The sequence below is a fragment of the Shimazuella sp. NTD247 genome (assembly GCF_059510415.1).
This window is the reverse complement of record NZ_JCAJZU010000002.1, coordinates 70628-86575: the sequence shown is the minus strand read 5'-3', so window position 1 is coordinate 86575 and position 15948 is coordinate 70628. Positions and strand designations below refer to the sequence as shown.

The 15948-nt window shown below is 38.1% G+C and carries 16 protein-coding genes and 2 pseudogenes; 14 read left to right on the top strand and 4 right to left on the bottom strand.

What is annotated here, in order from left to right:
- Positions 1-111 precede the first annotated feature (111 nt).
- The 8 genes from dxs (at position 112) to spo0A (ending at position 8683) form a co-directional block, all read left to right on the top strand.
- Positions 112-1998 carry a 1-deoxy-D-xylulose-5-phosphate synthase gene (gene dxs, locus AC5WOC_RS04725; RefSeq protein WP_496054246.1) on the top strand — a complete coding sequence of 629 codons (1887 nt, stop codon included), beginning with the start codon at positions 112-114 and terminating at the stop codon, positions 1996-1998.
- 10 nt (positions 1999-2008) lie between these two features.
- A complete protein-coding gene (locus AC5WOC_RS04720) occupies positions 2009-2827 on the top strand; it encodes a TlyA family RNA methyltransferase (RefSeq protein ID WP_496054245.1) in 819 nt (272 codons plus the stop codon).
- Between the two features lie 26 nt (positions 2828-2853).
- Positions 2854-3387 carry a hypothetical protein gene (locus tag AC5WOC_RS04715; RefSeq protein ID WP_496054244.1) on the top strand — a complete coding sequence of 178 codons (534 nt, stop codon included), beginning with the start codon at positions 2854-2856 and terminating at the stop codon, positions 3385-3387.
- 25 nt (positions 3388-3412) lie between these two features.
- Positions 3413-4264: an NAD(+)/NADH kinase gene (locus tag AC5WOC_RS04710; RefSeq protein ID WP_496054243.1), complete on the top strand. Its 852-nt coding sequence runs from the start codon at positions 3413-3415 to the stop codon at positions 4262-4264.
- Between the two features lie 9 nt (positions 4265-4273).
- Positions 4274-4723 carry a transcriptional regulator AhrC/ArgR gene (ahrC, locus tag AC5WOC_RS04705; protein ID WP_496054242.1) on the top strand — a complete coding sequence of 150 codons (450 nt, stop codon included), beginning with the start codon at positions 4274-4276 and terminating at the stop codon, positions 4721-4723.
- Between the two features lie 13 nt (positions 4724-4736).
- Positions 4737-6431, top strand: coding sequence for a DNA repair protein RecN (gene recN, locus AC5WOC_RS04700; protein WP_496054241.1), 1695 nt, complete (start codon positions 4737-4739; stop codon positions 6429-6431).
- Between the two features lie 144 nt (positions 6432-6575).
- The gene (spoIVB, locus tag AC5WOC_RS04695) at positions 6576-7871 is read left to right on the top strand and encodes a SpoIVB peptidase (protein ID WP_496054240.1); all 1296 of its coding nucleotides are present in this window, start codon (positions 6576-6578) and stop codon (positions 7869-7871) included.
- 35 nt (positions 7872-7906) lie between these two features.
- Complete coding sequence (spo0A, locus tag AC5WOC_RS04690; RefSeq protein WP_496054239.1) at positions 7907-8683, top strand: sporulation transcription factor Spo0A; 777 nt, start codon at positions 7907-7909, stop codon at positions 8681-8683.
- A gap of 586 nt (positions 8684-9269) precedes the next feature.
- Here spo0A and AC5WOC_RS04685 read toward each other — a convergent pair.
- A complete protein-coding gene (locus AC5WOC_RS04685; protein ID WP_496054238.1) occupies positions 9270-9845 on the bottom strand; it encodes a hypothetical protein in 576 nt (191 codons plus the stop codon).
- A gap of 110 nt (positions 9846-9955) precedes the next feature.
- Positions 9956-10093, bottom strand: a complete 138-nt coding sequence (locus AC5WOC_RS04680) for a hypothetical protein (RefSeq protein WP_496054237.1) — start codon at positions 10091-10093, stop codon at positions 9956-9958.
- Positions 10094-10448: 355 nt separating this feature from the next.
- Between AC5WOC_RS04680 and AC5WOC_RS04675 the strand changes: the two genes are divergently transcribed.
- From AC5WOC_RS04675 to AC5WOC_RS04660, 4 genes and pseudogenes are all read left to right on the top strand, one after another.
- Complete coding sequence (locus AC5WOC_RS04675; protein WP_496054236.1) at positions 10449-10952, top strand: hypothetical protein; 504 nt, start codon at positions 10449-10451, stop codon at positions 10950-10952.
- Positions 10953-11003: 51 nt separating this feature from the next.
- Complete coding sequence (locus tag AC5WOC_RS04670; protein WP_496054235.1) at positions 11004-11795, top strand: hypothetical protein; 792 nt, start codon at positions 11004-11006, stop codon at positions 11793-11795.
- A gap of 352 nt (positions 11796-12147) precedes the next feature.
- Positions 12148-12363: a hypothetical protein gene (locus tag AC5WOC_RS04665; protein WP_496054234.1), complete on the top strand. Its 216-nt coding sequence runs from the start codon at positions 12148-12150 to the stop codon at positions 12361-12363.
- A gap of 137 nt (positions 12364-12500) precedes the next feature.
- A pseudogene (locus AC5WOC_RS04660) lies at positions 12501-12644 on the top strand (sporulation initiation factor Spo0A C-terminal domain-containing protein); the annotation flags it as partial.
- Between the two features lie 364 nt (positions 12645-13008).
- Here the strand turns inward: AC5WOC_RS04660 and AC5WOC_RS04655 are convergent.
- The gene (locus tag AC5WOC_RS04655; RefSeq protein ID WP_496054233.1) at positions 13009-13371 is read right to left on the bottom strand and encodes a hypothetical protein; all 363 of its coding nucleotides are present in this window, start codon (positions 13369-13371) and stop codon (positions 13009-13011) included.
- 107 nt (positions 13372-13478) lie between these two features.
- On the opposite strand from AC5WOC_RS04655, the pseudogene AC5WOC_RS04650 reads away from it, so the two are divergent.
- Positions 13479-13609 (top strand): annotated as a pseudogene (locus AC5WOC_RS04650) (sporulation initiation factor Spo0A C-terminal domain-containing protein); the annotation flags it as partial.
- Between the two features lie 219 nt (positions 13610-13828).
- Here AC5WOC_RS04650 and AC5WOC_RS04645 read toward each other — a convergent pair.
- A complete protein-coding gene (locus AC5WOC_RS04645; protein WP_496054232.1) occupies positions 13829-14248 on the bottom strand; it encodes a hypothetical protein in 420 nt (139 codons plus the stop codon).
- A 471-nt stretch (positions 14249-14719) separates the two neighbouring features.
- Between AC5WOC_RS04645 and AC5WOC_RS04640 the strand changes: the two genes are divergently transcribed.
- Entirely contained in the window at positions 14720-15916 is a 1197-nt protein-coding gene (locus tag AC5WOC_RS04640) for a phosphatidylglycerophosphatase A (protein WP_496054231.1), read from the top strand.
- The last annotated feature ends 32 nt before the right edge of the window (positions 15917-15948 follow it).

Below are 15948 nucleotides of genomic sequence, written 5' to 3'. Positions count from 1 at the left end.
ACATCACCAACTTAATGTCCAATAAATACATAGAAATGTTCGGTTTAACCGGTCTTTTTAGACCGGCATTTTTCTGAAAAATATACAACATTGAAAGCGAGGCGGTCTTTCTTGCTCCTCGAGCATATCCAAACACCAAAAGATTTAAAGAAATTATCAGAGGATCAACTTCCACAGTTGGCTGAAGAAATAAGGGAGTTTTTGATCAATAGTTTATCAAGTACTGGTGGGCATCTAGCTTCTAATTTGGGAGTAGTTGAGTTAACGATTGCACTGCATTATTTATTTGATAGTCCAACAGATAAATTTTTATGGGATGTTGGACACCAAGCATATGTTCACAAGCTGCTTACAGGTCGTGGCGACAAATTCTCCACTTTGCGACAGTACAAAGGTTTATGCGGATTCCCCAAGATGAATGAGAGTGAGCATGATGTATGGGAAACTGGTCACAGCAGTACCTCATTATCGGGTGCAATGGGCATGGCTGCTGCAAGAGATCTTTTAGGAGGAACAAATAAAGTTGTTGCGATTATTGGTGATGGAGCATTAACAGGCGGGATGGCATTAGAAGCATTAAATCATATTGGTCAAGAACAAAAAGATATGATTGTTATATTAAATGATAATGAAATGTCGATAAGCCCAAATGTAGGTGCACTGCACAATTATCTTGGAAGACTTCGTACACATCGTCATTACAACAAGATGAAAGCGGAAGTCGAGCAAGTTTTGAAAAAGATTCCTACGATCGGAGAACCTTTTGCAAAAACACTGGAACGAGTGAAAGATAGCATCAAATTTTTATTGGTATCTGGTGTTTTATTTGAAACACTTGGTCTGACTTATCTCGGCCCTGTGGACGGACATCATTTAGAAGAATTAATGGAGAGTCTTCGTCAAGCAGCTCATACTAAAGGCCCTGTACTGGTACATGTTATCACCAAAAAAGGACAAGGCTACAAACCAGCAGAGGATGATTCTGTTAATTTCCATGGTGTTGGTACATACAAGATAGAATCTGGCGCATTGCAAAAGAAAAAAGCAAATGCTCCTGCTTATCCTGCTGTTTTTGGGGAAACAATGGTAAAATTAGCTGCTAAAAATGAGAAAATCGTCGCTATTACTCCAGCTATGATTACTGGTTCGAAGTTGGATAAATTCCAACAAACTTATCCCGATCGATGCTTTGATGTGGGAATAGCAGAACAACACGCTGCCACTTTTGCTGCTGGAATAGCAACACAAGGATTAAAACCAGTTTTAGCGATTTATTCTACTTTTTTGCAGCGTGGATATGATCAGTTGATTCATGATGTTTGCCGACAACATCTCAATGTTGTTTTTGCTGTAGACCGAGCCGGTTTCGTTGGTGAAGATGGAGAAACACACCAAGGTGTTTATGATATAAGTTTTATGCGGTCACAACCTGGGATGGTCATCATGATGCCAAAAGATGAAAATGAATTTCAACATATGTTGTATACAGCAACAGAGTACAACGATGGGCCAATTGCTGTACGATATTCCAAGAGTGAAGGGGAAGGAGTTCCGATGGATGAAGAATATAAACTCATACCAATCGGAAAGTCAGAAGTACTTCGCGAAGGAAATCATGTTGCCATTTTGGCTTTTGGAAACATGGTGACATTAGCAGAAGAAGCTGCGGAGCAATTGTCACGAGAAGGAATACAAGCAAAAGTAGTGAATGCAAGGTTTGCAAAACCACTGGATGAAGAATTGCTATTGTCGATCCATGGAGCGGGAATACCGATTGTGACTGTTGAAGAAGGTACGAAAATAGGCGGATTTGGAAGCGCAGTACTCGAATTTTTTGCAGAGCAGAAGAAATCACAAGTAGTAACCGTATTAGGTGTACCTGACTATTACGTGGAACATGGTAGTATTAACCAACAACGAGAAGAAATTGGTTTAACTACAGATGGTATTGCACAAGCAGCAAGAAATTGCTGTGTACGTGATATTCAAAAGATCTGAGGGAAAACGAATGGCTAAAGAACGTTTAGACATTCTCCTTGTTCAAAAAGGATATTATCCCAGTCGGGAACAAGCCCAGCGGGCCATCATGGCTGGGCTTGTTTTTGTAGACAATGAACTGCAAACAAAAGCAGGAACAAAATTCCGAGTGGAAAGTGATATCTTAGTAAAGGGAGAAGTACACCCTTATGTAAGCAGGGGCGGATTAAAGTTAGAACAAGCAATTGCAACGTTTTCACTGGATTTGCATCAAAAAGTCGTACTTGACATCGGTGCATCTACAGGAGGATTTACGGATTGTTCCCTTCAAAATGGAGCTTCCTATGTGTACGCAATTGACGTTGGTTATGGACAATTAGCATGGAAATTGCGAAATGATGAAAGAGTTCGTGTTATGGAAAGGACAAATTTTCGTTATTTACTTCCTGAAGATTTGACAGGTCCGATTCCCAATTTCGCGACAATTGATGTCTCTTTTATTTCCCTATCCATTATTATGCCAGCATTAAAAGTGCTTCTTCCTCCACAAAGTGAAGTGGTGGCACTGATTAAACCACAATTTGAAGCGGGAAGGGATCAAGTGGGAAAAAAAGGCATCGTTCGAGAGAAAACGATTCATCGTGAAGTTTTACAAAAGACAACAGATATGTTTCAACACGAGGGTTTTAATATATCTGGTCTTATTCCTTCTCCTATTCGAGGTGGAAAAGGAAATATTGAGTTTTTAGCGTATCTGATAAAGGAAACAAATCATCAAAACTTGGACTGTAAGTTATTAATAGAAAAAGCTTTGGAAGAAGCACACCAAGGTTTTTCTGTGGAAGACTAGCCCGCTTCAGGGAAGGGGGGAGAAGATTGTCTCAATCTGGTGATTCGATTGTATTGGTCTTTATTATAATTATTATTTTGTATCTTATTGTTCGAAGATGGGTTTCCTTTCAATTTGCGAAAGACATTATTTTAAACAAGGTGAAAAAAGAACCAGAATTCATCAAAGGGGAAGTACCTGACTTATTGCGAGAGTTTGGTTATGACCCAATTGAAGGTAAGAAAAAAGTTCCCATTTCTATTGAGTTAGATGCTAAGCCATATGAAAGCAGAATGTATGTAGATTATTTAGCTATGAAAGAGGAACAATTATATGTAGTACTTGTAGCAAAGGAAAGAAAGCCATTAAGACGGACTGGAGCTGCAATTCGAGACCTTCTTTTTCCATTTTATTTACTTTATCGTCCTGCAGGAATTGTCTATGTGGATAAAGCTAAAAATAAGGTTTCATTGGTTCATTTCTCCCATCCATCTTTATTCGACAAAGAAAGAAAGTTCCCGGTTAGTTACTTGATAACATTTATTATTGGTATGATTTTTATGTGGTTTATTCAAAAATGAATAAATGGGAACCTAGAGGTGGAATATGAAAACAATAGGCATCATGGCGAATCAAACGAAACCAACTGCATTACCGGTTGCCAAAAAATTGATCGATTTGATTGAATACAAAGGAGCTACAGTATGTCTTGATCTTGATTTAGCTCTTGTACTCGGCCAAGAAAACAAAGGAATTCCATTGGAAGATTTTCCTATTCATGTGGATTGTACTTTTGTTCTTGGTGGAGATGGTACTTTATTAGGCGTGGCGAGGAAGCTGGCAGGTTCACGCATTCCTATACTTGGTATAAACCTTGGATATCTTGGATTTTTATCTGAAGCTGAGCCAGAAGATTTATCTGCTTCTGTGGATCGGATTTTGGCAGGAGAATACTGTGTTGAGAAAAGATTAATGCTAGAAGCAGAGGTGCTTCGTCAAGGAGAAGTAATAAAAAGAGGGATATCATTAAATGATATTGGTATAGCAAAAGGTTCATTTAGCCGGATGATAACCTGTACGGTAACAATGGATGATACCTATATTGGAAAGTATTCTGGAGATGGTGTAATTATCTCGACACCTACAGGCTCTACCGCTTATTCTTTATCATGTGGAGGACCAATCGTGTGGCCCGGTTTAGAATGTATTTTACTTACGCCGATTTGCCCTCATACATTAGCTTCTCGCCCAATGGTGCTGCCAGCGAATAGCACTCTAGAACTTGAGGTTACTGCAAACCACAATGAAATTGGTGTTACCATTGATGGACAAGAAGGATTCACATTGGAACAAGGAGATATTGTTCGTGTACAGCAATCGCCATGTGCTACACATCTGATAAAATGGAAAGAACGTTCTTTTTTTGAAGTGATCCGCAAAAAATTGCAAGAGCAATAGGAGCGATTTTTGATGAAAGCGCAACGACACATACGAATTAGAGAGATAATAACAAGCAAGGATATAGAAACGCAAGATGATTTGGTGGCAGAATTAAAACTCGCTGGTTATAATGTGACCCAAGCGACAATTTCCCGTGATATCAAAGAGTTACATCTTGTCAAAGTACCTCTCAGTAACGGTGCTTATAAGTATTCACTGCCAGCTGACCGACGGTTTAACCCGTTACAAAAACTAAAAAGACTCCTGCAAGAGTCTTTTGTCGGAGTGGACTTTGCCGAGAATCTTGTCGTAATGAATACATTGCCCGGTAATGCACATGCTGTAGCAGCACTCTTGGATAATTTGGATTGGGATGAATTACTCGGTACCATCGCTGGAGACGATACCATCCTGATTATTTGTCGCTCCAAAACCGTTGCTGAAGAGATAGTACAGCGGTTTTTAGACATGTTGTAGGGGAAGATGTGTAATGCTAAAAGAACTGTCCATTCATCAATTTGCTATTGTAGAAAACATTCATCTGACATTCGATCAGGGTTTTCATGTTTTAACAGGAGAGACAGGGGCAGGGAAATCCATTTTGATTGACGCACTCGGATTGATCGTTGGAGGGAGAGCTTCCAGTGATTTTGTGCGTCATGGCTCACAAAAAGCGGTGATTGAAGCAGTTTTTGATTTTCCTATGGGTCATCCTGCGATTCATCTTTTAAAAGAATGGGATATTGAAACAGAAGAATATTTATTGGTTCGTCGAGAAATAACCTTAAATGGAAAAAGTACTTGTCGCGTAAATGGACGAATGATTACACTGACAATGTTAAAACAATTAGGAAATCATCTCATTCATATTCATGGACAACATGAACATACTGGTTTACTTCAAATCGAAGAACATCTTGCATGGTTGGATCAATTCGGCGGAAGGAAACTACTTCAAACAAGGGATGAATATCGAAATTTATTTCGAAACTATCAAGATATCGTAAAATCAATAACAAAATTAAATCTGGATCAGCAAGAGATGGATAGACGTATTGATATGCTTCAATTTCAAATAACTGAAATAAAAGATGCTCGTTTAGTAGAAGGTGAAGAATCTGCTTTGCAAGACGAAGAAAAGAGATTAGCAAGTGGAGAAAAATTGTTATCGAGAATATCTCACGCATACCAACTGATGTCCGGCGAAGGACGAGGAATTGCCCAGATCAGGCAGGCGGTTTCCTATATACAAGAAATTAGCGATCTGGATGATACCATTCAAAAATCATTGGAAAATATGGAAGCTGCTACTTTCCAACTGGAAGAAGCAGCAAGAGACCTGGATATATATCAAGATACATTGGATTTCTCCCCAGAAAGACTATATGAAGTGCAAGATCGACTTCATCTAATACGTCAGCTGCAACGTAAATACGGAGAGACAACAGCAGATATATTGATGTATTTGGATAAAGCTGAGCAAGAATTAGAACAGTTGCTCAACGTAGAAGAAAGCAAAGATCACTTATATGAACGCAGAGATGAAATACAAACAGAAATGTCGAAAATCGCAAATGAGTTAACAAGTTTAAGAAAACAAGCTGCTTCGCAATTAGAAGTCCAAGTGGAAGCACAGTTATCAGATTTAATGATGGGTTCTACCGTTTTTCATGTTTCTTTTTACCCTGATTATTCCCAAAAAGAAGCATTCACTTTAAATGGTTTGGATCAAGTTGAGTTTCAACTTTCTCCGGGTCCAGGAGAACCGCTTCGTCCTCTTGCGAAAATCGCTTCTGGTGGGGAATTGTCTCGGATAATGTTAGCCTTGAAGTGTATTTTTAGTGGTCGAGATCAAGTCAGAACTTTAATATTTGATGAAGTTGATACAGGGGTTAGTGGTAGAGCAGCACAGGCAATTGCTGAAAAAATTGCTACTTTGGCCATCGATAATCAGATTTTATGTGTGACGCATTTGCCTCAAGTAGCGTGTATGGCAGATGTGCATTTCTATGTATCCAAAGAAATAAGTGAACAAAAAACTAGTTCAGGGGTAGTTGCACTCGATAAGTCAGGGAGAATCATGGAATTATCTCGTATGCTCGGTGGTGCGGAACTCACTGCTAGAACAAAGCAGCATGCTGCCGAAATGCTTTTTTTAGCGAACAAAGTGAAAGCCAAACAGTAGATTGTATTTCATCTGTGAATGTTTCAAACTGTTATAGAGCAAGGAAGCATTTGTTATTCATAAGCTGAGTCCATTACGGGAAAATTAAGTTCATAACCAACTCAAGTGCGAAGGAATAGGTAGAACTCGCAGGAGAGTGGTAATGTGCAGCAAAAGTGGTGGAAAAGAAGTGTTGGTCTCCTTTTAGTCCTTCTCCTAGCAGTCGTGAGTTTTTCTTCCACTTGGCAGGACTATATGTCATTTCCAAGTAATATTCGAATGGTAAATGGACAATTGTTAACAAAACCTGTACATTTACCAGTTGCTTATCTTGCCAATGCTGATGGTAAACATTATGCTACCCTTAACATTGGTAAAATACCCATCAAACGAGCAGCTGTGCAAGTTGTCCCTCCGATGAAAGTGATACCAGGAGGACAATCGATCGGAATTAAATTGAAATCAAAAGGGATTATGGTGGTTGGGCATAACTTAATTCACACATCTGCGGGAAGTATTTCACCTGCAGAAAAAGCAGGAATCCAAATTGGAGATACGATTGTGTCTGTGAATGGAAAGCCTGCATCCAGTGTTAAAATGATTGGAATGCTAGCTGTTGAAGCTGGAAAAGCAAATAAGAAACTACTCTTCACGATCTTACGAGAACAAAATCAATTTGATGTGGCATTAAAACCACTGATGGATAGTAAGGATAACACATACCGCATGGGGATGTATGTGCGTGATACAGCAGCTGGTGTAGGGACTTTGACGTTTTTGGAACCAGTGGAGCATAAATATGGAGCGCTTGGTCATGTTATTTCGGATGTGGATACAGGACAACCTATTGTAGTGGGGCAAGGGAAAGTTCTTCGTTCACATGTGACATCGATTCAAAAAGGCTCATCAGGAGAACCTGGAGAAAAAAGAGCTATCTTTACCGATGAAGATCAGATAATCGGGAATATAGTTAGAAATACGCCATTTGGTATTTTTGGGAAAATGAATCAATTACCGAATAAAGGTATATTCAATGCTCCAATTCCAGTAGGTTTTCAAGAAGAAGTAAAAGAAGGACCTGCAAATATATTGACGGTGGTAAATGGGCAAAAAGTAGAATCATTTAAGATTCAAATAGTTAGTGTGAATAAACAACGATTTGCATCAACAAAAGGTCTAATCATAAAAGTGACAGATCCACGACTTTTAAACGTTACTGGGGGAATTGTTCAAGGGATGAGTGGAAGTCCAATCATTCAAAATGGTAAAATAATAGGCGCGGTGACCCATGTATTTATCAATGATCCTACCTCAGGTTATGGGACTTTTATTGAATGGATGCTAAAGGATGCACAAATACAGACCATTGCGGATACCTTCAAAGGTTCCGCTTTTTTCTTTATCTATCATTTATGGAAATTCAAGGAAGAAGGATTGAGAATTCATTTGTCGAAAGTGTAAGATAACAGTATTTATACGGATAAGGGGGAAGAAATATGATTCAATTGATTATCGCAGATGATAATCGAGAATTTACTCAATTATTAAAAGATCATTTTAACAGTCAAGAAGATATGCAAGTGCTCGGCACAGCTTACAATGGTGGAGAAGTATTGGAATTATTAAAAGAACAGGTTCCAGACGTTTTGGTTTTGGATATTATTATGCCTCATTTGGATGGACTCGGTGTTTTAGAACAAATACAACAAATGAATCTCCAACCTCAACCGAAGATCATAATGTTGACTGCATTTGGTCAAGAAAATATTACACAGCGTGCAGTACAATTAGGTGCATCTTATTATATTTTGAAACCTTTTGATATGGATGTATTGACGGAACGTATCCGCCAAATGATCGGACCAACTACCGCAACTACCCCAAGAGTGAGAGCTACGATTCCTGTCCCGTCCCGCCTTGGCAATTTAGATGCAAATATTACGACAGTAATACATGAAATTGGCGTTCCTGCTCATATTAAAGGGTATTTGTATTTGCGGGAAGCTATTACGATGGTCTACAATGAAGTAGATCTACTTGGAGCAATAACCAAAACACTATATCCACGTATTGCAAAAAAGTTTAATACAACACCAAGCAGAGTAGAACGTGCGATTCGTCATGCAATTGAAGTTGCTTGGAGCAGAGGAAATATGGATTCGATTAAAAATTTATTTGGTTATACCATAAATGTTGCCAAAGCAAAACCTACCAATAGTGAATTTATCGCAATGGTAGCAGATAAACTGCGAATTGAGCACAAAATGGCGTAGCTGAGTGATAACGTGTTTTTCGTGAATTTTGTTATTTGAATATTGGAGCAAAATAAGCGACTAATAACATTTTGAATCGACCAATTGATAAAAGAAATTAAACTAAGCACCAACACTTATTGGATATTCCAGTAAAGGTTGGTGCTTAGTTTATTTTGGATAATTATAACTTTCATGTAGATAATTTTATCCTCTACTGTTCAGCTAAAAACCTTTCTAGAAAGACTTTAGCAAGTTACGAGCAGACATTAAAACTATTTGGTCGAGCATCAGCAACAGAAAGGTACCTACTGTTGAACTACAACCAGCATCAACAACAGTAGTAGAGCAACAAAAATCTGTAATAAGAGAAAAAGCAACAAAACAACAGTCTTTAGTAAAAGAAGCAACAGAGAGCACCAGTAACACTAAACAACAGAAAGAAGTTAAAGCAACAACAATATCACAACAACAGAAGAAACAACAGCAGTCTAAGACAACAGCATCAACAGAAGAAGAGACCAAAAGACCAACACATTTTAGAAGAGATAGTCACACGATTATCATTAAAATAACCTCTTGTTATCATTACAAGAGGTTTTCTTTACTATGCAGTCACTGCTGCTTTCTGTTCTCTGAATGCTTTAATCGTATCTGCAATTGCCCTAACTCTGCCTAAATCACCATATCCAACTTCAATATCACCTGTTTCTCTAGTCCAGAGAAAAACAGGTAAACCAATAGCTTTTTCATGTTGGTATGTATCAAAAAGCCAATGAACCTCTTGTTCTACAAAATCTATATGAGAAGAAAAATAGAATCCAGCCCATGTAACTCCAATACTTGTCATTCTTTCCTCTTCTGAATAGTAGCCTATTTTGTCTTCTAATGCTCTCATCTTAGAAAAATACTCAACACTCTTCAATGGAAATCCAAGCATTTCTCCAACAATCATATTAAACTCATAGGAACGTAGCTCAACGCCTTTCATTCTCTTCTGAAAATCTTCTTTCTGTTCCTCAGTTTGAAAAAAGATATGACTGCCGGGTTCGTCATCAAAAGGTGTTATATGTGGTAAATTTGTTGCTAAAACTGTATCAAAAAGTTTGTTTCTTGGAGAAATTAGCAACGCTGGTTTATAACCATCTAGAAAAGCAAAATGTTCTCTCTTTTGTTTATGCAAAAAAGACCACTCCCATATTTAATAGCTTCTTGTAGAAGTTATTTTATATGAAAGTAGTCTGTCAAAAGTGGACAACTTTTGTCGAAATCTTCAAAGATTAAAAATCATGATTAATCAGGCTCAACTACATGATTACAACGTGCGCATTTCCATTCACCATTGGACCATGAAAGCTCATCATCTTTGCCGCATTTTGGACAATGACTAGGCTTTGGAGCTTTGTAGCGGACTAAACGAAATTTCTTCATTTTATCACCCCTTACATCATTACTATTTTATTGTGTTTCTTTTACATTCTGAATATTACGATATTACATTTTATTTACATTCAGAAATGGAAGATAATATCTGTTATTATGAATTTATTGTATTTAGGTAGGGGTGTTACTGTGTTAGAAAATTTTGTATAGTGGGCATCAAAGGTAAATTGGATTAGTTGGAATTCACTAGGGGCATTTGTACAGATAGTTGATGCTGTTGGTACTGTTGCTGCTGCGTGGATTGTTTTAAGACAGGTTAATCTTGCGAATCAACAGATAGAAGAAGCAAGGAAAAGAGAAGAAGAAGCTTTAAAACCTGAATTGAGCATCCAAGTTTCGGTTAATGAAGTGGAAAGAGGCAATAGGTTGCTTTCGTATATTCCTAACAAATAAAAAACAAGTACCTGTATATGTATATGGTGTTACTTTGAATAATGCTGTTCTTCTTGATAAAGATGTAATAGATGGTTCAAGGATTCACACCAACAATCTCATATTTGACACAGAAGTTCCTGAACTTATTCCATATAGAGACGTTTGCGTTACCCAAATTTCTTTAGATGCGATATTTGAGTATTTGCGAAAAACAAACAATACCAAGAGATTATTTATATGCACCTTTCTATTCACCATAGAAAGACCGTGTATAGTGAGTATTTTTGTAGAGTATGCCAAAAAGGAATTTGGTAATTGGTGGGAAGTTTATGTATATCCAAAAATAGAAGTTCCAACAATTGAAGAAATACGAAAAGATGAATATTTTTTAGCTGCTTATATTCTTGAGGATGATGTTGATGACATTGGCAATAGTGTTAAATACAGTTTTACACCCGAAAAAACTCAATAGATAACTCAAATTTATTATTGTCATTAGAACAATCATTAGGAGTGTACATAAATGTTTCAAGATATTCATACATGGTTTTTATCAGTGCATTGGGAAAGTATTGAACTGTGGGCAATGTTAGGTCAGTGGGCAGGTGCTATTGGAACTGTTTGGGCTGTTGTAGTTGCTTTAAGGCAATCAAAATATGCCAAAAATCAAACCGAATACGCTCAAAAACAAACTGAGTCAGCTCTACAACAAACGAAACTTGCAATTCAAGCAATGGAAGAAGCTAGACAAAGAGAATTAGAGGCTATGATACCTGAGCTGCAAATAAGTATTAAAGCAACAAAAGTGAACGATAGTGATATTGTTAACATATTCTTATCCAATAAAAAGCCTACTCCCATACATATACATCATTGTGGCGCAAACAGTTATGAATTTGAAAATGGAAAAGTATCACCAGAAGGAAAACGGATAGACAGCGAAAAAATACAAACAGAAGCTCCAGAATTAATTGGATTAGGAGAAGTATGTATATCTACAATATCTACAAAGACATTAATTGAATCATGTAAAGAAGGTGATGACAATAAATTAATTGTGTTTACATTTGAAATCGCTACAGGTGAAACATTAAATATAAGTTTCCTTGTCCAAAGAGGAGACTACCAATTTGAACACAATACAATTGAAAAATATAACTATACATTTCGTTGGGGTCTTTTCGTTGTCGTTGGTGAAGTCGAAGATATTGATGATATCAGAAAAGATGAATGCTGCATTGCCTTGTTTAATGAAGAAGCTTTAACAGAAAATCTTGCAATTCTCAAAGCGGTAAAAGCTTCATTTCCAAATTGATTTTTTGATATCCGAATTTTTAACCCACAATCTACATGGGGATTTCCCAGGTGGTTTGGGGGTTTTTTGTTTTTTGTGTTTGAAAAATTTTTTTGTTTGTATTTTCTTTTTTATTTTTCATTTTTCATTTTTAATTGGATGTATCATATCTGTTCATGAATCATTTTTCATCATTGCTGTGTTACAATAAAAAAGACTTTAATGACTCATTAACAGTGTAAATAACATCTAAGTTAGGGCAACAAAGCATGATTTTGTTACGTTGGATTTCAGCATGCCCAAAAACCCTTATAAATAAAGGATTTTCACAATCAGCAGATTCTTTCTTCAAACTATGTTAGCAGTTGTAGAGATGGAAAGGAATTTAAATATAGAAAGAACTCAAGAAGGAAAGTCAGTAGCGAAACAAAGACCTGATTTCAAAGAGGGAAGACTACATAAGCATAGTAAAGAACATATAAACCATGCGGAGCTTTTGAACAGCTATTCATATACTGAGGTTCAAAAGAAGACAGGTATATCAAAAGCAACTCTTACAAGAAGAAGAGAACATAAGGCTTTAAAATAAATGATTTTGTTCAAATTTCTAGATTTGACTATCCTATCTAAATATTGTTAAAATCAGCGAAAGGTTAACAACTAAATATAAGTCACTAATCCAATAAATGTTGGAAATAGTTTTATTTTTTTTATCACGTTTGAGCCAAAGTTGCTTGGAGTAGAGGAAATATGGATTCGATTAAAAATTTATTTGGTTATACCATAAATGTTGCCAAAGCAAAACCTACCAATAGTGAATTTATCGCAATGGTAGCAGATAAACTGCGAATTGAGCACAAAATGGCGTAGCTGAGTGATAACATGCTTTTTGTCGATAACATTATTCGAATATTAGCGCAAGTATACCAAAGAATACACCAACGTTTACTGGATTGTCTGGCAAAATGGAGGTGTATTTTATTTCGTTTCGTTGAAGCCTTTTGTATTTCATTTAACGAATAATCTAGAGATGAAATATTTCCAAAATCAGGGAAAATGATAGAGAGAGTTGATTCAAAAGAGGAAGCCTTTTAAGCCAGTACGGTTATGGTTGTTACTAGCGTTTGAGGATGGGTGAAGGTTGATTTACGAGAGAGGATTTCATTAAGTAAATCAGGTGTGGACTTTGTACCATTTTATCTTTTGGTCAAAGTCCACCTTTTAAAGAGAAAAGTTAGAGAGATTTTGCGATCTCCGTAGCAATATTAAAGTGTTGCTGAATAAAACCCTTCTCTGCATTAGAGTACTTTTTTTTCTCCGGGCTATTCCCATATAGAGTCAAAGCCTCATCGAGGCACTTGATCAGAAACCTCTTGCCATATTCATTGGCGAATTTTTTCAAGTACTCCCTCAGATAATGTTCAGTTCGCTCCTTGTTCCCACGCTCAGCAGCATCATCCGCCAGCGCAAAAAGGGTGGGGGAGGACTCGCGGTCGAAGGATTCGAAGGATTTGGGGATATTATAATTTTTTAGCGTTCTAAGCCAATAAACCATGAAACGCTTGTATGCGAGATCATAGTTCCGTTTGTAAGACATAAAAGCTCCCATTTTCTCTCTCGGATGGTATCTCCATCTCAGTCTATATATTAGCATAGCAATAATAATTTTTCATCAATGCAAATATTCAGATATTTATGAACCCGAGTAGAGGCAATATAGATTCGATTAAAAATTTATTTGGTTATACCATAAATGCTGCCAAAGCAAAACCAACCAATAGCGATTTATTGCGAAGGTAGCAGATAAACTGCGAATGGAGCACAAAATAGCTTAAGTTCGTGATAACGAGGTTTTTTGTCGAAAACATTATTCGAATATTAGCGCAAGTATACCAATTAATACACCAACGTTTACTCTGTATTGCGTGAGGGAGACGTGAATTAGAGAGGATGAGATGAAAAATATGGGGTGAAGTGAACAACAATCGAGTTGTGTTCACTTCAGACCCGCTGCCTGCATGGTGCCCAATGGGCAGGGATGACCGCTTTCCCTTTTAATGTGTTCCTAGGATCCGATGGGAATCCCATTCTACCTTTGATTTTAGATCATCGAAATTGGTGAACTCGACTTTCTCTTTTTGGTAGTGGTCAAACGTAATCGATTCTACGAAGAAGGACGCCACTCGACCCGTTCCGATGTAAGTGCGTCTCTTACTCATATACGCCTTGGGGACATCGCTGTAGAAGGGAGTCGTGTCACCCGGAAGGACGCTGAAAGTCATCAAGTCCAAGAACGTCCAGTGACCGTTATCGAGGAAGACTTGGAAGTCAGTGCCTGCGAAGCAGTTCAGGTCGGGATTGAACTTCGCATTCACAAAGAGGACCACGAGAGATCCGTCGGTAACGGATGATCCTTGTTCTCCAATGACGACCTCAAACGTTTTGGGCGTTCTGTAAATGTCAACCTGCTGCATTTTCGAGCTCCTTGGCATCGGGTTGTGTATCTTCATGCTAACATACAGAAAGAGGTATTTAAACATTATTGCTTTATTTAAAATTATACATCTTTTTTTATAAAATAGAGGTATGAAAAGATTTAAAGGTTATATATCACCACCTCTTAAAGTCTGCAACCAAAAGAGGCAGTCTTAAAGTAGAGATAAGAAAAATTCTTTTAGAGATTTATTTTATTACACCGTAAACATTGGAAGAACAAACCAATAAAGTGAATTTATCGCTATAGCAGCAAATGATCTGTAAATGGAGCACAAGATGGCCTGATAGTTTAATATATAATCGAAATATTTACACATGTATCCCCTTTCATTTTAAAGGGATTTTTTAAATTTTTGTAAATGGACAGAAAATAAATTTGCTTTCCATATCCAGTACTCTCTATAATAGACGTAAGACCAGATCGGTCCCCACATAAGAAAGGAATTACAGTGGGAGTTAAGAAGACTACTGCCGGTTTCCGTATTCAGGATGCACTGGTTCGAAAGCATGACGTGGACGATGCCAAGCGAATTCTCTTCAATCGCGTAAGGGAAGTTCCACAGAATAAGGGTCTTTCCGATCAGGAACTGCTGGTGAAGCTCGCTGAGTTTCTCCACCGTCTGCTGACTGGTTACGCTTATGAAAATGCACCTGGACTTCAGCGGCGTATTATTCCTGACCTGACTGTTGACGAATGCGTCGATGCGATTTCTCGTGTACTCAACAAGCGAGAGGTTGCACATCATATCATCTACTCTTACTTCGGAGATATGTATGGTGAGAAGCGTCGTCCGATTCGGACAGCGAAGCGGAATCTCCTTCTCTTCATTCCGCCGAAGTATCACGAGCAGTACATCAAGCACTTCCTTCGTAACCGACTGATCGAAACGCTCAATGTCGACTACCCGCTTTATGGAGTCGACGAGACGATGGGTCAGTGGATTTCCTGTCTGTATGGTGTAATCGGCTATGAAGTTTTCGGATTCCTCGATGCTTCTAAGCTTGATATGATCAAGGAGACGGACGAAGCAGATGGATGTCATGTGTTTTCCGATGACATTCTCTGTGGTATCATTGCTGCTGCTTATGCGATTCTGTGGACCCGCTATCTCTCTCGGGAGCAGGGCGGTTCAGAGGTAACATACCAGCAGTCCAAGGAGATCATTCAGCCTTGGCTGGAGGCTGTGGGGCTTACGATCGATGATCTTATCACGATTGCCCATACACGACAGTCTCGGTACTATGAGGGTATTTCTCGTGAGCTTTGTGAGAATGGTCTGAAGAAGGTACTGGGTAAGTCTGAGATCAATATTCTGCTGAAGAATTTTGATACACAGCGGAATATTCCTCGTCCCCTGCATGAAGAAGTGGTAATCGGTCTTACGTATGCAAGGTCTATTAACCAGAAGTACGGTACAGTGGGCAATTCCAACATTGGAGTGTTCACCATTCGGCTTCTGGGTCCCTTGGCGAAGCTGGAAAATTCGGCTGAGCTGTTTATCTTCTGTTCGCTTATTGCGTCTACATGTGGATATCTCGCTCACGAGATGGAATCGCAGCAGCCTAGTGTTCAGCAGGTTGTTCGTGATATTTGGAAGGAGCGGATTGCCAAGACAAAGAAGGCGATTCGTGCCTTCACAAAGTGAATCCTCTAATTGAACAGAAAACAGTGCCAAAA